This window comes from Rhodococcus sp. 05-2254-2 (genome assembly GCF_002259095.1).
Taxonomy (GTDB): Bacteria; Actinomycetota; Actinomycetes; order Mycobacteriales; family Mycobacteriaceae; genus Rhodococcoides.
In genome coordinates this window covers 11,889-34,873 of sequence record NZ_NOZJ01000008.1, presented here as the reverse complement: position 1 = coordinate 34,873, position 22,985 = coordinate 11,889, and the positions used below count along the sequence as shown (strand labels likewise).

22 protein-coding genes and 1 tRNA gene are annotated in these 22,985 nt (G+C 65.5%); 13 read left to right on the top strand and 10 right to left on the bottom strand.

Going from position 1 to position 22,985, the window contains the following annotated elements:
- The first annotated feature begins 40 nt into the window (after positions 1-40).
- The 11 genes from CH283_RS10225 (at position 41) to CH283_RS10175 (ending at position 11,574) form a co-directional block, all read left to right on the top strand.
- On the top strand, positions 41-646 hold the full coding sequence (locus CH283_RS10225; protein ID WP_373557629.1) for a TetR/AcrR family transcriptional regulator: 606 nt from the start codon (positions 41-43) through the stop codon (positions 644-646).
- Positions 643-2,151 (top strand): flavin-containing monooxygenase, encoded by a 1,509-nt coding sequence (locus CH283_RS10220; RefSeq protein WP_094638710.1) that lies wholly within the window; start codon positions 643-645, stop codon positions 2,149-2,151. The genes CH283_RS10225 and CH283_RS10220 overlap by 4 nt, the downstream gene beginning before the upstream one ends.
- Positions 2,148-3,839, top strand: coding sequence for a GMC oxidoreductase (locus CH283_RS10215; protein ID WP_094638709.1), 1,692 nt, complete (start codon positions 2,148-2,150; stop codon positions 3,837-3,839). Before CH283_RS10220 ends, CH283_RS10215 begins: the two co-directional genes overlap by 4 nt.
- Entirely contained in the window at positions 3,839-4,480 is a 642-nt protein-coding gene (locus CH283_RS10210) for an acetoacetate decarboxylase family protein (protein ID WP_094638708.1), read from the top strand. Before CH283_RS10215 ends, CH283_RS10210 begins: the two co-directional genes overlap by 1 nt.
- Positions 4,481-4,525: 45 nt before the next feature.
- Entirely contained in the window at positions 4,526-5,005 is a 480-nt protein-coding gene (locus tag CH283_RS10205) for a Fur family transcriptional regulator (RefSeq protein ID WP_094638707.1), read from the top strand.
- Positions 5,006-5,051: 46 nt separating this feature from the next.
- Positions 5,052-6,584, top strand: coding sequence for a catalase (locus CH283_RS10200; RefSeq protein WP_373454859.1), 1,533 nt, complete (start codon positions 5,052-5,054; stop codon positions 6,582-6,584).
- A gap of 135 nt (positions 6,585-6,719) precedes the next feature.
- Complete coding sequence (locus CH283_RS10195) at positions 6,720-7,193, top strand: Dps family protein (RefSeq protein WP_068054046.1); 474 nt, start codon at positions 6,720-6,722, stop codon at positions 7,191-7,193.
- Positions 7,194-7,273: 80 nt separating this feature from the next.
- On the top strand, positions 7,274-7,966 hold the full coding sequence (locus tag CH283_RS10190; RefSeq protein WP_094638706.1) for an HAD family hydrolase: 693 nt from the start codon (positions 7,274-7,276) through the stop codon (positions 7,964-7,966).
- On the top strand, positions 7,963-9,762 hold the full coding sequence (locus CH283_RS10185; RefSeq protein WP_094638705.1) for a glycoside hydrolase family 15 protein: 1,800 nt from the start codon (positions 7,963-7,965) through the stop codon (positions 9,760-9,762). Before CH283_RS10190 ends, CH283_RS10185 begins: the two co-directional genes overlap by 4 nt.
- A gap of 30 nt (positions 9,763-9,792) precedes the next feature.
- Entirely contained in the window at positions 9,793-10,593 is an 801-nt protein-coding gene (locus tag CH283_RS10180; protein WP_094638704.1) for an SDR family NAD(P)-dependent oxidoreductase, read from the top strand.
- 9 nt (positions 10,594-10,602) lie between these two features.
- Positions 10,603-11,574: an LLM class F420-dependent oxidoreductase gene (locus CH283_RS10175; RefSeq protein WP_094638703.1), complete on the top strand. Its 972-nt coding sequence runs from the start codon at positions 10,603-10,605 to the stop codon at positions 11,572-11,574.
- A gap of 53 nt (positions 11,575-11,627) precedes the next feature.
- On the opposite strand, the gene CH283_RS10170 is transcribed toward CH283_RS10175, so the two are convergent.
- The 6 genes from CH283_RS10170 to CH283_RS10145 form a co-directional block, all read right to left on the bottom strand.
- Positions 11,628-12,383 (bottom strand): ABC transporter permease, encoded by a 756-nt coding sequence (locus tag CH283_RS10170; protein ID WP_094638702.1) that lies wholly within the window; start codon positions 12,381-12,383, stop codon positions 11,628-11,630.
- Positions 12,380-13,126, bottom strand: a complete 747-nt coding sequence (locus CH283_RS10165; RefSeq protein WP_094638701.1) for an ABC transporter permease — start codon at positions 13,124-13,126, stop codon at positions 12,380-12,382. The genes CH283_RS10170 and CH283_RS10165 overlap by 4 nt, the downstream gene beginning before the upstream one ends.
- On the bottom strand, positions 13,123-14,025 hold the full coding sequence (locus CH283_RS10160) for an ABC transporter ATP-binding protein (protein WP_094638700.1): 903 nt from the start codon (positions 14,023-14,025) through the stop codon (positions 13,123-13,125). The genes CH283_RS10165 and CH283_RS10160 overlap by 4 nt, the downstream gene beginning before the upstream one ends.
- A 92-nt stretch (positions 14,026-14,117) precedes the next feature.
- Complete coding sequence (locus CH283_RS10155) at positions 14,118-14,543, bottom strand: SRPBCC family protein (RefSeq protein WP_068054078.1); 426 nt, start codon at positions 14,541-14,543, stop codon at positions 14,118-14,120.
- Positions 14,544-14,660: 117 nt separating this feature from the next.
- Positions 14,661-14,734 (bottom strand) — tRNA-Pro (locus CH283_RS10150).
- A gap of 17 nt (positions 14,735-14,751) precedes the next feature.
- A complete protein-coding gene (locus tag CH283_RS10145; protein WP_231893981.1) occupies positions 14,752-15,690 on the bottom strand; it encodes a metallophosphoesterase in 939 nt (312 codons plus the stop codon).
- Between the two features lie 206 nt (positions 15,691-15,896).
- Here CH283_RS10145 and CH283_RS10140 point away from each other — a divergent pair, with 206 nt between their 5' ends.
- Positions 15,897-16,361, top strand: a complete 465-nt coding sequence (locus CH283_RS10140; RefSeq protein ID WP_032395267.1) for a GatB/YqeY domain-containing protein — start codon at positions 15,897-15,899, stop codon at positions 16,359-16,361.
- Between the two features lie 63 nt (positions 16,362-16,424).
- Here the strand turns inward: CH283_RS10140 and CH283_RS10135 are convergent, their stop codons facing one another.
- Complete coding sequence (locus CH283_RS10135; RefSeq protein ID WP_094638699.1) at positions 16,425-18,773, bottom strand: penicillin-binding protein; 2,349 nt, start codon at positions 18,771-18,773, stop codon at positions 16,425-16,427.
- A 294-nt stretch (positions 18,774-19,067) separates the two neighbouring features.
- Between CH283_RS10135 and CH283_RS10130 the strand changes: the two genes are divergently transcribed.
- Positions 19,068-19,391: a WhiB family transcriptional regulator gene (locus CH283_RS10130; RefSeq protein WP_008712729.1), complete on the top strand. Its 324-nt coding sequence runs from the start codon at positions 19,068-19,070 to the stop codon at positions 19,389-19,391.
- Between the two features lie 22 nt (positions 19,392-19,413).
- Here the strand turns inward: CH283_RS10130 and CH283_RS10125 are convergent, their stop codons facing one another.
- The 3 genes from CH283_RS10125 to CH283_RS10115 are packed head-to-tail and all read right to left on the bottom strand — an operon-like array spanning position 19,414 to position 22,949.
- On the bottom strand, positions 19,414-20,544 hold the full coding sequence (locus CH283_RS10125; protein ID WP_094638698.1) for an ArsA family ATPase: 1,131 nt from the start codon (positions 20,542-20,544) through the stop codon (positions 19,414-19,416).
- Positions 20,541-21,548 (bottom strand): ArsA family ATPase, encoded by a 1,008-nt coding sequence (locus tag CH283_RS10120; protein ID WP_068054088.1) that lies wholly within the window; start codon positions 21,546-21,548, stop codon positions 20,541-20,543. The genes CH283_RS10125 and CH283_RS10120 overlap by 4 nt, the downstream gene beginning before the upstream one ends.
- 45 nt (positions 21,549-21,593) lie before the next feature.
- Positions 21,594-22,949 (bottom strand): wax ester/triacylglycerol synthase domain-containing protein, encoded by a 1,356-nt coding sequence (locus CH283_RS10115; RefSeq protein WP_094638697.1) that lies wholly within the window; start codon positions 22,947-22,949, stop codon positions 21,594-21,596.
- Positions 22,950-22,985 lie beyond the last annotated feature (36 nt).

Here is a 22,985-nt window from a genome sequence, read left to right as displayed (position 1 = left end):
CTTAAAGTCAGGCTGGACTGTTTGTTGATTTAGCGCTACTGTGCAAAGTGTGACTACCGACACAGGGCTCGACGACTCAGCGCCCACCGAGCGCCGAACGCAGGCCGAACGCACTGCGGGCACCCGGGCGAAGCTGCTCGACGCCGCGATCGATTGTCTGGTCGAACTGGGCTTCGCCAAGACCAGCACCCAGGAGATCGCGCGGCGTGCCGGTGTGTCCCGGGGGGCGCAGCTTCACCACTTCCCGACCAAGGAGTCCTTGCTGATCGCGGCCGTCGAGCACCTCGTCGATCGTCGTCTCTCGGAGATCCTCGAAGCCGAACCGGACCCCGAGCGGGGACCCGAGATCCTCGCCGACGCATTCTCCGGGCCCCTGTTCTACGCCGCGCTCGAGCTCTGGGTGGCTGCCCGTACCGACCCGGCGCTGCACGAGGCGATGATCCCCTTGGAGCGGCGCGTCGCCGAGGCCATTCAGGGCGGTGCCCAGATCGTCATGGGTAGCCGGATGTCCCCCGAATCCATCGAGCTCAGTGTCGAACTCGCCCGCGGGCTGGCCGTCTCGGCGCTGTTCCGCACTCCCGAAGCCGACGCGCAACTGCGCGGGCGGCTCCTTCCCGTCTGGTCCGAAAAGGTGATGGATTCGTGAACGCAACTCTCCCCGAACAGCTCGACGTGCTCGTGGTCGGAGCCGGCTTCGCAGGCCTGGCCGCGGTGGCGAAGATTCTCGCCGCCGACCCGACCGCCGACGTGACCGTCATCGAGCGCGCGTCCGACGTGGGTGGCACGTGGCGAGACAACACCTACCCGGGGTGTGCATGCGACGTGCCGACCTCGCTGTACTCGTTCTCGTTCGCCCCGAGCCCCAAGTGGAGTCACACCTTCGCGCGTCAGCCCGAATTGTTCGACTACCTGCGTTCGGTGGTGGATCGTCTGGACCTGAACGATCGCATCGTCACGAACTGTGAGTTGCAGTCCGCGACCTGGGACGAGGTGAACAAGCGTTGGTCGGTGCAGACGTCGCAGGGTTCGGCGAGCGCGCGTGTTCTGGTTGCCGCCACCGGCGCGTTGTCCACTCCGAAGATCCCGGACGTCCCCGGCATCGACACGTTCTCGGGCACCGTGTTCCATTCTGCGACCTGGAATCACGAGCACGACCTCACCGGCGAGCGGGTCGCCGTGATCGGCACCGGGGCGTCTGCGGTGCAGTTCGTCCCCGAGATAGTCGACCGGGCCGAGCGGCTCACCGTCTTCCAGCGCACCCCCGCGTGGGTGATTCCGCGCCTGGACCGCACCATCGGCCGGCTCGAGCGCACGCTGTACGAGCGAATCCCTCTGGCGCACCGCGCGGTTCGCGGTGTCATCTACGGCTACCGCGAGGCCTACGTCACCGTGCTGGCGGACAACCCGTGGCTGCTGCCCGCGGTGAAGGTGTTCGCGAAATCGAATCTGAAGCGCCAGGTCAAGAACCCGGTGAAACGTGCGGCGCTGACTCCCGACTACGCGCCCGGCTGCAAAAGGCTTCTGCTGTCCAATGATTGGCTGCCGACACTGGACCGGCCGGACGTCGATCTCGTCACGTCGGGGCTGACGTCGGTGACCGAGAACGGCGTCGTCGACGCCTCGGGCCGCAACCACGAGGTGGACACCATCATCTTCGCGACGGGGTTCACCCCCACCGAGCCGCCGGTGTCGCATCTGCTGCGCGGCAACGACGGTCGGACGCTCGCGGAGCACTGGGGCGGTAGCCCGCAGGCGCATCTCGGCACCACCGTCGCCGGCTTCCCGAACCTGTTCCTGATGTACGGCCCCAACACCAACCTCGGGCACAGTTCCATCGTCTACATGCTCGAGTCGCAGGCCAACTATGTGGTGTCCGCGCTGCACGCGATGAAGGATCGCAGGATCGCAGCTGTGGAGGTCAACGAATCCGCTCAGCGTCAACACAATTCGTGGGTCGATTCCGCGCTGGACGGCACCGTGTGGAATGCCGGCGGGTGCTCGAGCTGGTACCTCGACGCCAACGGCCGCAACTCCACGATGTGGCCCACTTACACATTCCGGTTCCGCAACAAGACGCGCGAGTTCGACGTGCCGAACTATCGGCTCGTCTCCGACACTCTCGAATCAGACAACGAGGTGGTATCCGCATGAGCGACTACGACGTATTGATCATCGGCTCCGGTTTCGGCGGCAGCGTTGCCGCGTTGCGGGCAGTCGAGAAGGGGTACCGGGTGGCGGTTCTCGAGTCCGGTCGACGGTTCGAGGACGACGAGCTGCCGAAGACCAGCTGGCGGCTGCGCAAGTATCTGTGGGCTCCGGCGTTGGGTTGCTATGGGGTGCAACGTATCCACCTGCTGCCCGATGTACTGGTGATGGCAGGGGCAGGCGTCGGCGGAGGTTCGCTGAACTACGCGAACACCCTGTATCAACCCCCGGCGAAGTTCTTCGAGGACCCGCAGTGGGGTTCGATCACCGATTGGCAGCGCGAGCTGAATCCGTACTACGACCAGGCCCGGCGGATGCTCGGCGTCGAGACCAACCCGACCATCACCGCCTCGGACAAGGTGATGAAAGAGGTGGCCGAGGACATGGGGGTGGGGGACACGTTCACCTCGACCCCGGTGGGCGTCTACTTCGGAGATCGCGGCCGCACCGCGCCCGACCCGTTCTTCGGCGGTGCCGGGCCCGAGCGCACCGGCTGCACCGAATGCGGAGCGTGCATGACCGGCTGCCGCGTCGGCGCGAAGAACACCCTCGTCAAGAACTACCTGTACCTCGCCGAACACGCAGGCGCGCATGTTCTTCCGTTGACCACCGTCGTGGACGTGCGGCCGAACGGCGGGGGCTACGACGTGGTGACGCGTCGGACCGGTGGCAAGCTGCGTCGCAAGGAGAAGACGATCACCGCCGATCAGGTGATCTTCTCGGCCGGCACCTACGGCACTCAGAAGCTGATGCTCGCGGCCAAGGAGAAGGGCTCGCTCCCGCGGTTGTCGGACAAGATCGGCTCGCTGGTGCGCACCAACTCCGAGGCCGTGCTCGCCGCGACCGCTCGCGGCCGTGAGGTCGACTACCACGAGGGCGTGGCCATCACGTCGTCGTTCCACCCGGACGATCACACGCACATCGAGCCGGTGCGATACGGCAAGGGCAGCAACGCAATCGGCCTACTGCAGACCGTGCTCAGCGACGGCGGCGGCAAGATGCCGCGCGTACTCAAGACGCTCGGCGTCGCACTCCGTCACCCCGGCGCTGCGGTACGGAGCCTGTCGGTGCATCGTTGGTCGGAGCGAACCGTCATCGCGTTGGTGATGCAGACCGACGACAACTCGCTCGAGCTCGGATCGAAGAAGGGGCCGTTCGGGCGTCGCCTCACCAGCAGGCCCGGCGCGGGTGATCCACCGCCGCAGTGGATTCCGCAGGGGCACGAGGCAATTCGTCTGCTCGCGGACAAGATCGGCGGTGACCCGGGCGGGTCGATCGCCGAGATCGTCAACATTCCGATGACCGCGCACTTCCTCGGTGGCTGCGCGATCGGCGACTCGCCGCAGACCGGCGTGATCGACGGTTACCAGCGCGTCTACGGCTACGAGGGGCTGCACGTGCTCGACGGTTCGGCCGTCAGCGCCAACCTCGGCGTCAATCCGTCCCTGACGATCACCGCCCAGGCCGAGCGAGCAATGGCGTTGTGGCCCAACAAGGGTGAGCCCGACCGGCGACCCGCGGTGGGCTCTGGCTATCAGGAGATCGCACCCACTCAGCCCGTGCAGACGGTGGTGCCGGTGTCGGCACCGGGCGCCCTGCGGCTTCCACTGACCGTCGTGGGGAGGGATTCCTGATGTGGAGTGTCACCGAATCCGATACCGATCGCACCGACTGGCCGGTCAGTCCGGCAGCGCCGTGGCCGGCGAACGTGCGAGCCACGATCTGGTGGCATCGGGCCCGCTCGTCGGATTTCGCACCTGTCGGTGCCAAGACGTTGCCGATCACGATGGCGATGGTCGTCGACTACGTCACCTCACCGGTCGGCCCGTACCGCGAGATCCTGGCGAGCCCGGTGCTGCGCCGCGACGTCGGACGCGTTCCGCGGATGGCGGTGCCGTTCATCGCCGTCGATTCCGCGACATCTGTCCACGGCGGCCGGACCAACTGGCACCTGCCCAAGGTGCTGGCCGAGTTCGAGGGTGACGTGCTGGGCGAGGCCGGGGCGAGCGGCGACGAATGGTCGGTGCGGACGACGTCCCGCGCCGTGGGACCGCAGTTCCCGATGCTCGGCTCCCTCGGTTTCGCGCAGCCCGTGTCCGGCGGCTCGGCCATCGCCACCGCGAGCCTGAAGGGCAAAGCCAGGTTGGCCCGCGTCGAGGTGGACGCGAAGGGCCCGACGCTGAGTCGCTGGATGCCGTCGGGCACGTATTTCGGCTTGCAGATCGTGACCGGTTCGATGCGGACGGGTGAAGCGCGCCTGGTCGGCCAGCCCTGAACCCTTTTTCTTGACTTAGTCCAGATTAGGGGCATACTGGAGTACATGCAGCTCACCGAACACGTCGACCCCGCAGCGCAGTTGCGCTCGGTCGGTCTCCGCGTCACCGGACCCCGGGTTGCAGTTCTGAAAGCGGTCACAGCCCGACCGCATTCGGACGCCGACGACATCGCTGCCGCCGTCCGGGAGGACGGTGGTTCGGTGTCGACCCAGGCCGTGTACGACGTGCTCAGGGCCTGCGTTGATGCAGGTTTGCTCCGTCGCATCGAACCGGCCGGCTCGGCCGCGCTGTACGAGAGTCGGACGGCGGACAATCACCACCACCTCGTGTGCCGAGAGTGTCATGTGGTTGCCGATGTCGATTGCGTCGTCGGAGCGGCGCCGTGTCTCGTCCCCGAGAACACCCACGGATTTGTCGTCGACGAAGCCGAGATCGTCTTCTGGGGTTTGTGCGGCGACTGCACGAGGCATTCCGTCTGGCACTGCGGTCCAGCGTACGGCCGCTCGGTTTCAAAGATCTATTGAAGAGCAGCCCTCTCCGAACTCGATTCAGCCCTACAGGAGGCTTCGTATGACCAAGCCGATCACCAACAAACCGACCACCAGCAACTCGGGAATCCCCGTCCCCAGCGACGATCAGTCGCTGACCGCCGGAACGCAGGGACCGATTCTGCTGCACGACCACTACCTCATCGAGAAGATGGCGCAGTTCAACCGTGAGCGGGTCCCGGAGCGCGTCGTGCACGCCAAGGGCGCAGGCGCGTTCGGTGAACTCGAGATCACCGGAGACATCAGCAAGTACACCAAGGCTAAGGCGTTGCAGCCCGGTGCCAAGACCGAGATGCTGGCGCGCTTCTCCACCGTCGCGGGCGAGCAGGGCAGCCCCGACACCTGGCGTGACCCGCGCGGATTCTCGCTGAAGTTCTACACAGAAGAAGGCAACTGGGACCTGGTCGGCAACAACACCCCGATCTTCTTCGTCAAGGACCCGATCAAGTTCCAGGACTTCATCCGTAGCCAGAAGCGCATGCCCGACTCCGGTCTGCGCGACAACAACATGCAGTGGGACTTCTGGACCCTCTCGCCCGAGTCGGCGCACCAGGTGACGTGGCTCATGGGCGACCGGGGTATCCCCAAGTCGTTCCGCCACATGGACGGGTTCGGTTCGCACACGTACCAGCTCATCGCAGAGGACGGCACCAAGACCTGGGTCAAGTTCCACTTCAAGACCGACCAGGGCATCGACTACCTGACGCAGGACAAGGCGGACGAGGTTGCGGGTACGTCCCCCGACCACCACCGTCAGGACCTCTTCGGATCCATCAAGAACGGCGACTTCCCCAGCTGGACCCTCAAGGTGCAGCTCATGCCGTACGACGAGGCCGAGAACTACAAGTACAACCCGTTCGACCTCACCAAGGTCTGGTCGCAGAAGGACTACCCGTTGATCGAGGTCGGCAAGATGACCTTGAACCGCAACCCGGAGAACTTCTTCGCGCAGATCGAGCAGAGCTCGTTCGAGCCGTCCAACACCGTGCCCGGCATCGGCTTCAGCCCCGACAAGATGCTGCTCGGCCGCGTCTTCTCCTACGCCGACGCGCACCGATACCGCATCGGAGCCAACTACGCGCAGCTGCCGGTCAACGCCCCGAAGTCCGAGGTCAACTCGTACTCCAAGGACGGCAACATGCGGTACTCGTTCAACTCCCCGGAGACGCCCGTCTACGCGCCGAACTCGTTCGGCGGCCCGTCGGCGGACACGAACAAGTACGGCGACGACGGAGCATGGGACTTCGAGCCCCGCTTCGTGCGCACCGGGTACATCGAGCACCCCGAGGACGGCGACTTCGTGCAAGCGGGAGCCCTGGTCCGTGAGGTCATGGACGACGCGCAGCGCGAGCGCCTCGTCGGGAACATCGTGGGGCACGTCCTCAACGGCGTCAGCGAGCCCGTTCTGAGCCGCGTGTTCGAGTACTGGACCAACGTCGATCCCGAACTCGGCAAGAAGGTCGAGGAAGGAGTTCGGTCGCAGCAGAACGAGACCGCACCGACCACGGGTGCAGGCGCAATCGACGATCCTGCCGACGAAGCAGCCAAGGTCTGATGTTGGGATCGGCGTCACAGCGGATGTGACGTCGATCCGGAACAACGGGGGTCGACCTGCCGTTGTGTAGTACAGACGGAAGAACAATAATGGTGTGCGATGCATACCGTCGTCCAACGGCAGGGAGGCCACATCATGACGAACCCCATCACCAGCACCCTCGACGCAGGCCAGCAGAAGATTGCCGGCGACGCGCTTCAGGGAACCGTGGTCGATCTCATCGACCTTTCGCTCATCGCCAAGCAGGCGCACTGGAACGTGATCGGCAAGAACTTCCGGTCGGTGCACCTCGAGCTCGACGAGCTGGTCACGGCCGCACGTGAATTCACCGACCAGGCCGCCGAGCGCGCCACCGCTATCGGCGTCAGCCCCGACGGGCGCGCAGCCACCGTCTCCTCGACGGCAGGAACCAAGGGCTTCGGTGCCGGATGGACCAAGGACAGCGAAGTCGTCCCAGCGGTCGTCGACAACCTCGCCGCGGTCGTGGAGCGTCTTCGCGGACGCATCGCCGACACCGGCGAAGCCGATCCGGTGACCCAGGACCTGCTCATCGGCATCACTGCTCGTCTCGAGCAGCTGCACTGGATGTGGCAGGCCCAGGCCAGCTGACGTTTTCCCACCCGACAGGCCCCTCGCGCACAGCGGGGGGCCTGTTGTTTGCCTGCACCACCCCCGGGTATCCGAAAACCATGCCTGTTTTGAAGCCGACGGTCGACGCAGTTCTGCTCGACATCGACGGCACCCTCGTCGATTCCAACTACGTGCACGTCGACGCGTGGTCGCGCGCGTTTCGTGAGGCCGGTGGTTCCGTTGCTTCCTGGCGTGTTCACCGCTGCATCGGGATGGACGGGTCGAAACTGCTCGAGACGCTCGTCGGGTCCTCGGACAGCGCGCTTGCCCACGAAGCGAAGAAGCTGCACGGCGAGTACTACGCTGCTGCGTCGGCGGATCTCGAAGTGCTGCCGGGTGCCCGTGAACTGTTGGCGGACTTGAACTCTCGCGGCATCACCGTGGTGCTTGCAACCTCGGCTCCGGAGAGCGAGCTGTCGACGTTGCGCGACCTGCTCGATGTCGAGGACTCCGTTGCCGTGGTGACGAGCGGCGAGGACGCCGACGTAGCCAAGCCGGAGCCCGACATCGTCGCGGTTGCACTCGAACGGGCCGGCGTCGAGGCATCCAAGGCGGTGATGGTCGGCGACAGCGTCTGGGACATCGAGTCGGCCGGTCGCGCGGGTGTACGAGCCGTCGGTGTACTGAGCGGTGGTATCTCGCGCGGAGAATTGCTCGACGCGGGGGCGGTAGCGGTGTTCGACGACCCCGCCGATCTGCTCGCCAACATCGAGGACAGTCCCTTCTACTCCGATGAAAAGGCAAGTGCTTGAGCGAGTTCCGCAAGCCGCACCCCAGGGTCGACGGTTATGTCCCCATCGAGAGCTACGGAGCCATCGGTGACGGCCGCACCGTGGCGATGATCGCCGACGACGGCCGGATCGATTGGTTTCCGGTTCCGAACCTCGATTCGCCGCCGCCGTTCGCAGCGTTGCTCGACGCGGGGAACGGCGGATACATCCAGCTGACGCCGCTGGAGGAGTTCACCGTCCAGCGCGAATTCGTCCCTGGTACGAATGTGCTGAGCACGACGTTCCGTACCGACACCGGTACCGTTCGAATCACCGACTCGTTGAACACCGGTGTCGCCGGGCGTCTTCCGTGGGTGGAGTTGGCCCGCCGCGTCGAGGGTCTCGACGGCACCGTCGAGTTGTCGTGGTCCGTGGCACCGGGCACCATGCTCGGCATCGCGTCGCCGTGGGCGTACGACACCGAGCACGGCACCGTGTTGCGGGTCGACGGATTGACCCTGGCCGTGCGGACTCTGGGAATCGAGGAGGTGCATGTCGCGGACCGCGACATCGGTGGTGTCTTCACCTCCCACCCGGATTCTCGGCATGTGCTGGGCGTCGTGGGGACGGAGAACGAGCCGTTGCCGCTGCCCGATCCGCAGCACCTCGACGAGGGGATCGACCGGACGATCGCCAACTGGCGCGTGTGGTCCGACGAATTCTCGTACCAGGGACCGTGGTCGGAGCATGTGGCGCGGAGCGCGCTGGCTCTGAAGTTGTTGCTGCACAGCCCCTCCGGTGCAATCGCCGCCGCTGCCACCACCTCTCTGCCCGAGAACAGGACCGGTGGCAAGAACTGGGACTACCGCTACGCGTGGGTGCGCGACGCCGCGTACACCATCCGTGCGCTGCAACGGTTCGGCCTTCGCGAGGAGATCCATGCTGCAGTGGCGTGGCTGCTGAAAGTGATCCGAGTCAACGATCCGTTGGTGAATGTCTTCTACACCCTCGGTGGTGAACTACCCGGTGGCACGGAACAACCCGACGTTCCCGGCTGGCGAGGCATCGGGCCGGTGGTCAACGGCAACGCTGCCGCGGATCAGCTGCAGCTGATGATCTTCGGTGACCTGTTCTCGATCATCCGCCAGTACGTCGACGCGGGGAACATTCTGGACGCGCAGACGGGGCGCCTGCTGGCCGCCATCGCCGACGAGGCCTGCGATTCGTGGCAGCGCAAGGACGCCGGGATCTGGGAGCTCGAGGACGAACAGCACTACACCAGCTCCAGGCTCGGTTGCTGGCAGGCGCTGGACTGCGCCGTGCACCTGGCAGAAGCAGGCGAGATCCCGGGGATACCGGATCGATGGAAAGCCGAGAAGGAACGCATCCGGCTCTACATCGAGACCGAGTGTTGGTCGGACGAGCGTCAGGCATACCTCGCGTACCCGGGTGCCGACGGTCTCGATGCGTCGGTACTTCTCGCGGCCGAGATGGATTTCGATCGGGGAGAACGTCTTTCGTCCACCATCGATGCGCTCGTCGAAGAACTCGGTGCCGGTCCGTTGATGTACCGCTACAGCGGGGTCTCGAAGGAAGAGGTGACCTTCGTGGCCTGCGCGTTCTGGCGAGTATCGGCGCTGTCCTGCGTCGGCCGAGACGACGAAGCCGCAGCTCTGATGGATCAGTTGGTGGAGCTGTCCAACGACGTCGGTCTGTACAGCGAGATGATCGATGCTTCGGATGGATCGTTTCTGGGTAACTTCCCGCAGGGCTTGAGCCACCTGGCTCTGGTGAATGCGGCGCTGACCATCGCGCGCTCGCACGACGCCACAGCCTGACAACCGACCTCTAGCGCAAAGTGGGATCGCATGGATTTGGGAATCGACGGTAGGGCCGCCTTGGTGACGGGGGCCGACTCCGGCATCGGCTGGCACACCGCGAAAATGCTGCTGGCCGAGGGTGTTCGCGTGGTCGTCAGCGACAAGGATCAGAATTCGTTGGACGAGGCCGCCGCGAAACTCGGTGCAGCGGAAGGGCGATTGTTCGCGATCGCCGCGGACGTCACCGACACCGATGCGGTCGAGAATCTGGCGGTGCGCACGCAGCAAGCCGTGGGGGATATCGACATTCTCGTGCAGTCCTCCGGCGTCACCGGCGCACAGGGACTGTTCCACGAGATCGACGAGGAAGGGTGGCGTTCCACCCTCGACATCGACCTGATGGGACCGGTCCGGCTACTGCGAGCATTTCTGCCCGCACTCCGCCGCGGTGGCTGGGGACGCATCGTGTTGCTGACCTCCGAGGACGCCGTGCAGCCGTACGACGACGAATTGCCCTACTGCTCAGCCAAAGCTGGCGTGCTGGCCCTCGCCAAGGGGCTCTCGCGCAGCTATGCGTCCGAGGGACTGCTGGTCAATGCAGTCTCTCCCGCGTTCATTCACACCCCGATGACCGACGCGATGATGGACAAGCGCGCCGAGGAGAAGGGAACCGACCGCGACGGTGCCATCGAGAGCTTCCTCGACGAGGAGCGTCCGTACATGGAGCTCGGACGCCGTGGCGAGCCCGAGGAAGTCGCCTCGGTGATCACGTTCCTGTGCTCGGACCGCGCGTCCTTCGTCAACGGATCGAACTACCGAGTCGACGCCGGTTCCGTCGCAACAATTTAGGAGAACAGCATGACCAATTTCGGATACACGTTGATGACCGAGCAGAGCGGCCCGAAGGAGCTGGTGAAGTACGCCGTCGGAGCCGAGAAGGTCGGCTTCGACTTCGAGGTCGCCAGCGACCACTACTCGCCGTGGCTCTCGTCGATGGGTCACTCGCCCTACGCATGGACGACGCTGGGTGCGGTGGCTCAGGCCACCGAACGCGTCGAGTTGATGACGTACGTGACATGCCCGATCATCCGGTATCACCCGGCCGTCGTCGCGCAGAAGGCCGCCACGCTGCAAATTCTGGCCGACGGACGCTTCACCCTCGGCCTCGGCAGCGGCGAGAACCTCAACGAGCACGTCGTGGGCGAGGGCTGGCCGTCCATCGACAAGCGGCAGGACATGTTCGTCGAGGCGCTCGAGATCATCAGGGCGCTGCACGCCGGTGGCTTGGTCACCTACGAAGGCAAGCACTTTCGCGTCGACTCCGCCCGGATCTGGGACCTGCCCGAGGGCGGCGTGCCCATCGGCATCGCAGCCGGTGGCGAGAAGGCCGTCGCGCGGTTCGCCGAGTACGGCGACCACCTCATCGCCACCGAGCCCGACGCCGATCTGGTCAAGGCATGGTCCGACAACCACGAGGGCCCGGCGCGGTCCATCGGACAGATCCCGATCTCCTGGGATCCGGACAAGGACGCGGCCGTCGATCGCGCGCACGATCGCTTCCGCTGGTTCGCCGGTGGCTGGGCCGTCAACGCCGATCTGCCGACGACGGCCGGTTTCGCCGGAGCCACCAAGTTCGTACGCAAAGAAGATGTGGCCGAGACGATTCCGTGTGGACCGGACCTGGACGCCATCGTCGAGGCCGTGAAGCCGTACTGGGAGGCCGGCTACACCGACATCGCACTCGTGCAGGTGGGCGACGAGACCCAGGAGCGCTTCCTCGCCGAGGCTGCCGGCCCGCTGTTGGAGAAACTGCGCGCTGCGTCCAGCTGACCCGACGTTCCACGAGGCCCCGATCGAGAGCATCCGATCGGGGCCTCGGGCTGTCACTGGACGTGAATGTCCTTGCGGTCGAGCGCCCTGCCGGCCGATGCGACAACCGAGACAGTGAGCAGCGCCATGGCCGTCAGGACCGACAGTGCGGCTCCGGTGGTCAGCGAACCCGAGTCACCGAAAGTTCCGGAGGTCAACTGGGTTGCGCGAGTGGCCAGGGCATAGGGCAGCACGAAGATCGCCCCGGTCACCTCGGCGGTGAGGAGGAACACCGACATACCGGCCCCGACGAGAGCGATGGCAATCGGCACCGCGAACGACCTGACAGCCATCGACAGAGCGGTGTGCAGTGCCGCGACCGGTAGTGACCCCACCACTATCAGCGCACCGGTCGCGAGGAGCTCGGAGGGGAGCGTTCCGTCGAGCGAGAAGACCACCTTGCCGAGAACAACGACGGCTGCCAGCATGACGATGTTCATGGCCGCGGTCAGTGTTGCCACCACCGCGGTCTTGGCGATCACGATGCGCGCCGACGGAACCGGCCCACTCATCAGGGCATTCCAATTCCCGCCTCGGTGTTCGGATTTCCAAACCAGTGATGCCAGTACCGCAACTCCGAGTGCGAGTGGGAACAAGCCCCAGAACACGACTGTGCGCAACCACAATGTGCGCCATCCCTCTGCCAATTCTGCGCCCGACGCGATCGTGTTGAAGGTTCCGACCCCCGCGATGATCAGCGGAAGGAGAACGACGACCGCCCATGCCTGCGAGCGCCTGAGCTTGATCATTTCGGCCGAGAACGCATTCATGCTCGTACCTCCTGTCGATCGAGTCGAACGGTCGTGAGCCAGAACGACACTGCCCCGACAACTGCGAGGGCTGCGATGCTGGCGTAGGACGGGTTCAGCGTCACCACCTGTTCGCCTCGGTAGTCGGCGGCAGACGCCAAGGAGTAGTAGCCCCACGGCGTCAAGTGTGCTGCCCAGGAGGGAAATCCGGAGGCGCAGATCGCGATGACGGTACCCACGATGCCGATTCCCAGCGCGACCAGTTGGTTGTCCACTCGCGCTGAGATCAGCAGGTGCACAGCGAGTATCACGAGGTTGATCGTCACCGCCGCCGCCGTATAGCCCAACCACAGGGCGGCAGGCAAGGGTTGGGTCACTCCGATGGCGGTTCCCAGAAATACACCTCCAGCACTGGCCGCCACCGTCGCGCCGGCAACGACGAGGCCCGTCGAGACGAGCTTCGCGCGCACGAGGGCTCCGCGGCCGGCTCCAGTGGTCCGGTTCAGCAGCCAGCCGTTGGATTGATGCTCGACTTCCATTGTGCGGCTTGCCATCACGGTGATCAGCAGCGGGGATGCGATGGGGACGGCAAGGGACAGCCCGGCCAGTGGCAGTGCCCAGGAGACCGTGGTCGAATCCTTCGACGCTGTTGCGGTGAGAGCCCCGACGAAGGTCAACCCGACGATTGCGGCGACCAACAATGTGGCGATCGCGCCGATGTGCAGGTGCCTGAGTTTGGCGAACTCGTTGCGTACGGTCGTCACAATCGGCCACCCTTCGTCAGATTCATGAATACGTCTTCGAGCGACTGATCGTCGCGCCGAACGCCGTAGACGCCTGCGTTCGCGCCGACGAGTTCTGCCACCACCTGTGCGGCACCTCGATCGTCGATGCCGGACAGCCTCAGCGTGTGATCCTCGACCTCGACCGAAATACGCTGTTGCAGAACCGAACGCGCGCAGGTTGGATCGATGACGTCGATGAGTACATCCGGAGTGGAGGCGGTGAACAGCTCGTCGCGGGTGCCTTGGAAGATCAAGCGCCCCTGGCTCAGGATCCCCAGCATGTTCGCCGTCTTGTCGATCTCGCCGAGCAGATGGCTCGAGACCATCACTGTCACGCCGTGTTCGGCGAGATGGCGGAGCAGGCCGCGGATCTCTTCGATGCCCGCCGGGTCCAAGCCGTTGGTGGGCTCGTCCAGGATCAGAAGTCGTGGTTCGCGCGCGAGCGCCATCGCGATGCCCAGGCGCTGTTTCATCCCCAGTGAGTAGTTCTTCACCTTCTTGTCGAGGTGCTCCTGCAGCCGGACGGTGGCCACCGCCCGGTCGATCTGTTCGGCGTGCAATCCGAGCGAGCGTTGCACGATGCGAAGGTTTTCCGCACCCGTGAGATGGCCGTATCCGGGTGGAGCTTCGATGAGTGAACCGATGTGCGAGAGCACTCCGCGGCGGGTCTCGTGATTCATCGGCTTCCCGAGGATCTCCACCTCGCCGGAGGTCGGTCGGATCAGGGACAGCAACATTTTCATGGTCGTCGATTTGCCCGATCCGTTCGGACCGAGAAAGCCGTAGACGCAGCCCTCAGGAATGCGAAGGTTCACGTCGTCGACGACGGTATGGGTGTCGTAGCGCTTGCCGAGGCTGTGAGTTCTGACGATGTGCATGCCTCGACGGTCCCGCATTCGGCGGCGAGAATCGTCGGTCCCGAGTATGTCCGGTGTCCTACTCGGGTATGACTTGCCGCCGAGTGGCGTCGTTACGGAGCCAGGGTCGACAGATTCTTCGAGATGCTCGACGTCAGTGCCTTACCGACGATCGCGGCGAGGCCGGGGACGGGTGCATCGAATCCGATCGTGTAGTCGAGCTCGGTGCCGCCGTCGGCGGTGGGGGTGAACTTCTGCACGCCCCAGTGGCCGCGTAGCGGGCCGCCCTTGGTGATGCGGTACTCGATCAGCGAATGGGGCTCGGAGGTGATCGTGGTTTCCTCGAACGCAGGAAGCGGACCCAGCTTCAGGCTGCGCGTCGACCCGACGCCGTTGCGGGAGGTGTCACCGTCCCGAACGCGGCCGATCTTCGCCATGAAGAGCGGGCCGAGGTTCTCGTGCTCCGACAACGCCGCGAAGACGACCTCGGGGGGAGAGACGAACCGGTGCTTGACGTGTACGCGGGTGGGGGTCGGCATGGGTCGTGAGATCCGTTCGCTCGGGGTCGACAGAGTCGACTCACAGTAGCCGTCCACCGCGTGAAAAAAAGGACCCATTCGATCGAATCGAATGGGTCCCTCTTCGTGGTCCAACTGTCGGGGTGGCGGGATTCGAACCCACGACCTCTTCGTCCCGAACGAAGCGCGCTACCAAGCTGCGCCACACCCCGTGTACCGCTGGAGAAGTCTAACTCACGACTGCCTCGGAACGCGAAACGCCCTCGTCGGAGACGTTTTTCGGACCCGTTCTCGGGGCCGGAGTCAGCGTGATCAGGGTGGCCTCGGGGCGGCAGCAGAACCGCGCAGGCGCGTACGGCGACGTTCCGATGCCTGCCGAGACGTGCAGCTGGGTGTGCGCGCCCCACTTGGACGGGCCCTTGACCCGCGAACGATCGATCTCACAGTTCGTCACCAGCGCGCCGTAGAACGGAAGGCACAGCTGGCCGCCGTGGGTGTGCCCGGCGAGGACGAGGTCGTAACCGTCCTGAGCGAACTTGTCCAGCACTCGCGGCTCCGGGGAGTGCGTGATGCCCAGGCGCAGGTCTGCGAGCGGATTGGGCTGGCCCGCGATGGTGTCGTAGCGGTCGCGCTTCAGATGTGGGTCGTCGACGCCCGCCGACGCGATCCGTACCCCGGCCACCTCGAGCTCGCGACGCACATGCGTCACGTCGAGCCAGCCCCGCTCGGAGAACGCGGCCCGCAGGTCGCGCCACGGCAACGAGTCGCCGGTGGTGCGCTTGTGGTTCTTGTCGAAGTACTTGAACGGGTTCTTCGGCTTGGGCGCGAAGTAGTCGTTGCTACCGAACACGAACAGGCCAGGCCGAGCCAGCAGCGGCCCCAACGCCTGCACGACGCTGGGCACGGCGCGCTGGTGCGAGAGATTGTCTCCGGTGTTGACGACCAGATCGGGTTCGAGGCGGTCCAGTTCACGCAACCAGTTCTGCTTCATCCGCTGTCCGGGCATCATGTGCAGGTCGCTGATGTGGAGTACGCGCAGCGTCGCCGAACCCGGCTCGAGCACCGCCATCGACGTCTCACGCAGCGTGAACGCATTGCGTTCGATGAGTGTGGCGTATCCGAGACCCAACGCCGCCGCGCCCGCCGTTCCGATCACGGAACTCTTCAACGGTGCTGCTCTGACGGCGTCGCGCGCCTGCTCTGCAGCGGAGCGCAGTTGCGAGGAGGCGCTGCGCAGTTGTGTGGAGGCACTGCGCAGTTGCGTCGACGTGCTGAGAAACGAGGGACTGAATTGTGCGGACACCTCATCCACGATACGGCAGCAACCGGATATGGACGTGCGAGCCGAGGACTGCGCCGCGTAGCGTTTCCGCCATGTCCGAACTCAAGGCCCGCCTCCGAACCGACCTCACCGCAGCGATGAAGGCGAAGGACAAGCTCCGCCTGGCAACGCTGCGCATGATTCTCGCCGCCATCCAGACCGAGGAGGTCTCCGGCAAGGAGGCCCACGATCTGACCGACGACGACGTTCTCAAAGTGCTTGCCAAGGAAGCGAAGAAGCGCGGCGAATCGGCCGAGATCTACACGCAGAACGGCCGCGGCGAACTCGCTGCGAACGAGCGCGCCGAAGCGCAGATCATCGACGAGTACCTGCCCACGCCCTTGACCGACGAGGAATTGGCGAACATCGTCGACACCGCGATCGCGCAGGTCGCCGAAGACCTCGGGGAGCGACCGGCGATGAAGCAGATGGGTCAGGTCATGAAGATCGCGTCGGGACTCGCCGCAGGCAAGGCCGACGGATCGCGACTGTCGAAGGCTGTCAAAGACCGCCTGTGACAATCGATGTGAGTGGAACCTCGTAGTGGACTACGAGGTTCCACTCACATGCGGCGGAGCCGCTCAGCGAGGTGCCGTGATCCCAGGGATCGCCGGAATCTGGATGCCCGGCGGTAGGTCCGGGATCTGGATGTTCGGCAGCGCGGGTGCCGGAGCCGGAGCAGGTCGAACCGAACCGTCACTGACGTAGATCGTGATGTTCGATCCGGGGACCGCCGAACCTGACGGGGACGTCGACACCACGGTGCCGCGAGCCGCCTGGTCGGCCGTGGTGGCCACCGTCACCTGGAAGCCTGCGCCCTGCAGAGTCGATGTCGCCGACGACTGGCTCTGGCCGGTCACGTCGGGTACCTGGCCGTTGGCCGAGCCGCGGACGTACTTCTGGTCGACGGGTGGCAACGCGACGGGTCCGAAGTTGGTGGCGATCGGTGTCATGGCGTCGAACCACGTTCGAGCCGGCTCGTTACCGCCGTACAGGTTGCCCGAGCTGCATGGCCGCAGCGGGAACGAGCAGATCTCGCTCGGCGTCGGTGAGTCGCCGTACGTGTACACGGCGGCGGCGTAGTTGTTGGTGAACCCGAGGAAGCCGGACGACCTGTTCGACTCGGTGGTGCCGGTCTTGCCTGCCATCGGCAGGGTCCAGCCGGCGGAGCCGGCCGCTGCGGCGGAGGTGCCGCCCGGCTGATCGTCCTTGCTCATGGCATTGGCGAGGGTGTTCGCCAGTCCGGGCTCGACGACCTGCTCACACGCCTGGTGAGCAACCGGAACGGGCTTACCGTCGCGGTCGAAGATCGAGTCGATGGGGGTGGGCGGGCACCACATGCCACCCGAGGCCAAGGTGGCAGCCACGTTGGACAGCTCCAGCGGGTTCACCCAGGTCGGTCCGAGGGTGAACGAGCCGAGATTCTGATCCTTCTGGAAATCGGCCATGGACTGGTCGGTGCCCGACGAGCCGGGGTCGTTGTACGACCGCAGGCCCAGGCGAACGGCCATGTCGACGGTCGGGGTGACGCCGACCGACTCGATCAGCTTGACGAAGGCGGTGTTGGGGGACTGCGCCAACGCGTCGGTGATGGACAGCGACGCCGGGTAGTTGCCCGCGTTCTCGACGCAGTAGGTCGCTGCCGGGCAGTTCCGTGCACCGCCGTCGCCGACGCCCTTGACCTCGACGCGCCTGGGCACCTGCAGCGTCGCGCTGGTTCCCAGTCCGCGCTCCATCGCCGCGGCGGTGGTGAAGATCTTGAAGATCGAGCCCGCACCGTTGCCGACCAGCGAGTGCGGCTGTGGCTGCACCGTCTCGTCGTCGTCGGCATTGAGGCCGTAGGTGCGGCTGCTGCCCATGGCGAGAACTCGGTGCTGGTCCTGGCCCGGCGCGACGACGTTCATGACGGTGGCGACGCCGTCGAGGTTCGGACTGGTGTTCTCCACCAGAGCGGCCTTGGTGGAGTTCTGTACCGCGGGGTCGAGCGTCGTGCGGATGAGGTACCCGCCCTTGTCGATCTGTTCCTGGCTGATTCCCGCCTCGGCCAGGTACTGCAGTGCGTAGTCGCAGAAGAATCCGCGGTCGCCTGCCGCGATGCATCCGCGAGGCAGGGTCTGGGGAACGGGCAGCACACCGAGCGGCTCGGACTTGAGCGCGGCGAGCTCGTCGGCGCGTTCGGGGAGGTTCTGGATCATCGTGTCGAGCACGGTGTTCCGGCGCTCGAGCACGCCCTCCTCGTTGGTGTACGGGTTGAGTGCGGAGCTGGACTGCACCATGCCTGCGAGCATCGCGGCCTGGACGGCGCTGAGCTGGCTCGCATCGATACCGAAGTAGGTCTGGGCGGCGTCCTGGATGCCGAAGGACGCGTTGCCGAACGGAACGAGGTTGAGGTACCGGGTGAGGATCTCGTCCTTGGTCAGTTCCTTGTCGAGCGTCAACGCCATGCGAATCTCGCGGATCTTGCGAGCGGGCGTCGTCTCGATGGCCGCTCGGCGCTCGGCGTCGGTCTTGGCCACCACGAGCAGCTGGTAGTTCTTCACGTACTGCTGATCGATGGTGGATGCGCCCTGCTCCACCTGACCGCTGGTGGTGTTGGTCAGGAACGCTCGGAGCGTGCCCTGCCAGTCCACGCCCTGGTGTTCGGCGAAGCGGCGGTCCTCGATCGAGACGATGGCGAGCTTCATCTCGTTGGAGATCTGGTCGCTCGGCACTTCGAATCGACGCTGCTCGTACAGCCAGGCGATGGGATTGCCGTTGACGTCCGTCATCGTCGAGACGGCAGGCACTGCGCCCTCCACCAACTCGGCCGAGACGTTGTCGACGGTATCGGCGGCGCGGTTGGAGGCGTACCCGAACCCACCGGCCAAGGGGAACATCACGCCGGCGAGCAATGCACCGGCGAGTGCTGAACATCCGGCGAGCTTCGCCACGGTTTTTCCAACTGACACAGAGCACAGCGTACGTGGGTGTGGCTCGGACCGGCAGAGGCCTGCATGCGCCGTGTGCTGCGCCCCTGCTCGGGACGGCCGTACCAGAAATGTGACCCCGCCGTCTTGCAATCGGGGCTCGCTTTACCTAAATTATGAGCACGGTGTGATTCGCATAACACTTGATAATGAATGTGGGGCAGCTCCTAGAATTTGTGCTTCGCCTGACGAGGTACAAACCGCTTCGAGCCTCCGGGACGTCCAGCGAGGACGTCCGCAACGCAAAGGGGTATCCGCATGCACACGACAACCGCGCCGACGCGACTCGACGTAGAAGAAGCAGAGGCACGCATCGCCTGGGTGTCGCACGCCCGTTGCAAGGGCACTGACCCGGACCAGCTCTTCGTCCGGGGTGCAGCGCAGCGCAAGGCCGCAACCATCTGCCGGCACTGCCCGGTACTCATGCAGTGCGGTGCGGATGCCCTCGACAATCGAGTCGAGTTCGGTGTTTGGGGCGGCATGACGGAACGCCAGCGCAGGGCGCTGCTCAAGCAGCACCCCGAGGTCGACTCCTGGTCCGAGTTCTTCGAGACCCAGCGTCAGCAGCAAGCAGCCATCTAGTCGCCTGCCGGGCAGAGCCGAATCAGCCTTTACGAGTCAGCTGATCGGCCACTGCACGCAGCGCGGCGAGGTCGGAGACCTCGAACGGCAATGACGGAACACCGACGATGGGCACGCGGGGGTGCGCACCGGTGAACCGGCGAAGCAACCGCACCTCACGCGCTGCCGTGACGGCGCGCTGAGCGTGGATCCGGAGGACAGCGGCGGTCAGATCCGCACCCGGGTCGTCGATCCGATCGAGTAGATCGGCCGCCGTCGCGGCGTGATCCGCCTGCACCGACGACAGCGTCGGGTGCGTTCGGTTCACCACCAACCCGGCCAGGGGCATCTTCTCCGCAGACAAGCGCTCCACGAAGAAGGCCGCCTCGCGCAGCGCGTCGGGTTCTGCGGCAGCGACGACGAGGAAGCTGGTGCCGTCCTCGCGAAGCAGCTGGTAGGTACGCGTCGCCCGCTCGCGGAACCCGCCGAACATGGAATCCAGTGATTGCACGAAAGCTGATGCGTCGGACAGCATTTGGCTACCGATCACGGTGGAGACGCCGCGCATGGCCAAACTCATCGCGCTGGTGACCACGCGGGTGATGCCGCGGCCGGGAGCGGTGAGCAGCCGGATGAACCGGCCGTCGAGGAACGAGCCGAGTCGCTGCGGTGCATCGAGGAAGTCCAGTGCATTGCGCGACGGCGGAGTGTCCACCACGATCAGATCCCACGACGAGTCCAGGGACAACTGCCCCAACTTCTCCATCGCCATGTACTCCTGCGTGCCCGAAAACGACGACGCCACAGTCTGATAGAACGGATTGGCCAGCACCTGCTCGGCCTTCTCCGGCGTCGAGTGCTCGATGACCATCTCGTCGAACGTGCGTCGCATGTTCAGCATCATCGCGTGCAGTTCACCCTTGGCACCGGCACCCAACTTCACCGGCTGCGGGCTGTTGTCGAGATCGCCGAGACCGAGAGCCTGAGCCAGGCGGCGGGCCGGATCGATCGTCAGCACCACCACCCGCCTGCCCTGCTCGGCAGCGCGCAGCGCCATCGCGGCCGCGGTGGTGGTCTTGCCGACTCCGCCGGCCCCGCAGACGACGACGATCCGCGACGTGGGATCGGTCAGGATGCGGTCGACATCGAGTTCGGTTGCTACTGGTCGAGTCATCGGACACCCTGTTCTGCAAGCTTGGCGGCGAGCTCGTACAAGCCGCCGAGATCGACACCATCGGCCAACATCGGCAGCGACATCCGCGCGACGTCGAGTTCGTCGAGCGTGGTTGCGCTCTCCACCTGAGCCGAGAGCGTTGCCGCGTGCTCGATCGATTCGGTGAGCAACCCCGCGAAGTCCGCCTCGGACAACGTGATTCCTGTCTTGGCGAGACCGTCCTGAATGGCGACGGCATCGATCTCGCCCTCGGCGATGGCCTCGAGGGACTCGGCGGGCAGGTACGTCGGTTCGGTGCGATTGACGATGACCGCGCCGAGTCGAAGATCTGCCGCCTCGAGCTCACGCACCGCGTCGGCCGTCTCCTGCACCGGCAGTGCCTCGAGCAGTGTCACCAGGTGCACGACGGTGTCGGCCGAGTGCAGCAACCGCACCACGCCCTCGCTCTGCGAACGAACCGGTCCGCCCTTGGCCAGGTCGGCCATGGCCTTGGTGACGTCGAGGAAGTTTCCGATGCGTCCGGTCGGCGGCGAGTCGACGACGATCTCGTCGTAGGCCCGGTTGCCCTTCTTGTCGGTTCGCACCACACATTCCTTGACCTTGCCGGTCAGCAGCACGTCGCGCAGACCCGGTGCGATGGTCGTCGCGAACTCGATGGCACCGATCTTGCGCATCGCGCGGCCGGCGAAGCCGAGGTTGTAGAACATCTCGAGGTATTCGAGGAACGCGGTCTCGATGTCGATGGCCAGTGCGTAGACCTCGCCGCCGCCGTCCGCCGAGGCGACGCGTGTCTCCTTGGGCGGAAGCTGCGGCACGTCGAACAGCTGCGCGATGCCCTGCCTGCCCTCGACCTCCACCAGCAACACCCGTCGACCACCGGCTGCGAGCGCCAGTGCCAAGGCGGCAGCGACCGTCGTCTTGCCGGTCCCGCCCTTACCGGATACGAAATGCAGCCGCGCGGCATCTGCCTTCGCCGGCCATCCCTCTTCGTTCGCTATGCCCACACCCCGACCATATAGAGGTCGTCCCCGGGCGTCCGACCGAAGTGTCTAACTCTGCTCGGAGTGTCGGCGGAGTCGGTCGACCAATCCCTGGGTGTACGCGTCGAGATTCGGTACTGCGTCGGGACAGGCGACCATCGCGATCGTCACCACGTCGGCGAACCCGAAGAAACCATGATTGAGACACCGGCCGTCTTCGAGAGCACCGAATCCTGCCGAGAAACGCGCGACGGCACCACACAGCTCGAGGTCCGCGCGGCCACGGTCGACACTGACGACGATCGTCTGGGCACCGACGTGCGACGGAGAGCGGTCGTGTTGTCGGAATCGGCGTCCCTGTACGAACCGGACGATCGGTGCAGGCACTCGCTCGTCCGCGCGCGCGACGCGGAGCAACGGTGCAGCCGTCACCCTGGCTCGTTCGGCCGCGAGCGACCGAGTGATCAGCTCGGCCCGCTTTGCGAGATCGGGTTCGCCGACGTGGAGGTCGACCGTTCCGACCACCGCACGATTCGCTGCAGGCCACTCCACGTCGCGAGGCAGGGCCATCGGGACGAACGCCGCAACGGTGCCTCCGGTCTCGGACAATGTCCTGCGACCGTCGCCGAGATACCGATCGAGACACGAGCCGACGGCGCAGAGAGCGGACACCGTCACCGACGCGGCACCCACGCGGACTTCCGTCATCTGTATCGGCACTATGCGGACGACTCGATACGGCCCCACGGCCCGGTTCAGCGACGTGGCGGGCACCGACGGCGGGCCGGGCGGCGTTGCCCGGTAGGCGCGAATCGCGCGGCGGGCCTCCCACCGCGATCGAACGAGATCCACCGGTGCCCGGACCACCGCACCGAGAGTGCTGACGACGGCGTTCTCTCGCTTGGGCTCGGTCTCCGGTGATAGAGCCGCACCTGTCGCGGACACTGGCTCGAACAGTGCTCGAACCATCCTCGATACGCCCAGCCCATCGGTCAGGGCGTGCCCGACCTGCAGTATCACCACCGTCACCGCACCCTGCATCAGCGGAGCAGAACCGATTCCACGGACCACGTGCAGGTGCCAGGAGTGCTCTCGGAGATCGAGACGAGTGCGGAGCAGGTCGCCCATCAAGTTCTCGAAGTCGGCCCAGGGCGCACCGCCGAGGTCGTGATCCGACATCCGCTCGGACAGCGGGGACGTATCGGGCACCCATCGCGGATAGTCGAGGTTCAGCGGTGCCTCCCGAAGCCGCAGTCCCAGGCCGGGAACGAGCGGCGCGCGGGCCTCCATGTGCGCGACGACCTCGTCGAACGAGGGCGCGGGGCGATCGACCGAGTCGAACGCCGTCAAGGAGAACTGGTCTCGAGAATCACCGCGGTCACGCGCGAAGTGGTAGATGGCGTCCTTGATATCCAGCCGATCCATGCGACGACTGTAGTTCCGGCCCCGCGCGGGCGATAG

Coding starts and splice junctions, on each gene's coding strand:
- CH283_RS10215 (WP_094638709.1), top strand. CDS start 2,148: ATGAGCGACTACGACGTATTGATCATCGGCTCCGGTTTCGGCGGCAGC.
- CH283_RS10210 (WP_094638708.1), top strand. CDS start 3,839: ATGTGGAGTGTCACCGAATCCGATACCGATCGCACCGACTGGCCGGTC.
- CH283_RS10205 (WP_094638707.1), top strand. CDS start 4,526: ATGCAGCTCACCGAACACGTCGACCCCGCAGCGCAGTTGCGCTCGGTC.
- CH283_RS10200 (WP_373454859.1), top strand. CDS start 5,052: ATGACCAAGCCGATCACCAACAAACCGACCACCAGCAACTCGGGAATC.
- CH283_RS10195 (WP_068054046.1), top strand. CDS start 6,720: ATGACGAACCCCATCACCAGCACCCTCGACGCAGGCCAGCAGAAGATT.
- CH283_RS10190 (WP_094638706.1), top strand. CDS start 7,274: ATGCCTGTTTTGAAGCCGACGGTCGACGCAGTTCTGCTCGACATCGAC.
- CH283_RS10180 (WP_094638704.1), top strand. CDS start 9,793: ATGGATTTGGGAATCGACGGTAGGGCCGCCTTGGTGACGGGGGCCGAC.
- CH283_RS10175 (WP_094638703.1), top strand. CDS start 10,603: ATGACCAATTTCGGATACACGTTGATGACCGAGCAGAGCGGCCCGAAG.
- CH283_RS10170 (WP_094638702.1), bottom strand. CDS start 12,383: ATGAATGCGTTCTCGGCCGAAATGATCAAGCTCAGGCGCTCGCAGGCA.
- CH283_RS10160 (WP_094638700.1), bottom strand. CDS start 14,025: ATGCACATCGTCAGAACTCACAGCCTCGGCAAGCGCTACGACACCCAT.
- CH283_RS10155 (WP_068054078.1), bottom strand. CDS start 14,543: ATGCCGACCCCCACCCGCGTACACGTCAAGCACCGGTTCGTCTCTCCC.
- CH283_RS10140 (WP_032395267.1), top strand. CDS start 15,897: ATGTCCGAACTCAAGGCCCGCCTCCGAACCGACCTCACCGCAGCGATG.
- CH283_RS10130 (WP_008712729.1), top strand. CDS start 19,068: ATGCACACGACAACCGCGCCGACGCGACTCGACGTAGAAGAAGCAGAG.
- CH283_RS10125 (WP_094638698.1), bottom strand. CDS start 20,544: ATGACTCGACCAGTAGCAACCGAACTCGATGTCGACCGCATCCTGACC.
- CH283_RS10115 (WP_094638697.1), bottom strand. CDS start 22,949: ATGGATCGGCTGGATATCAAGGACGCCATCTACCACTTCGCGCGTGAC.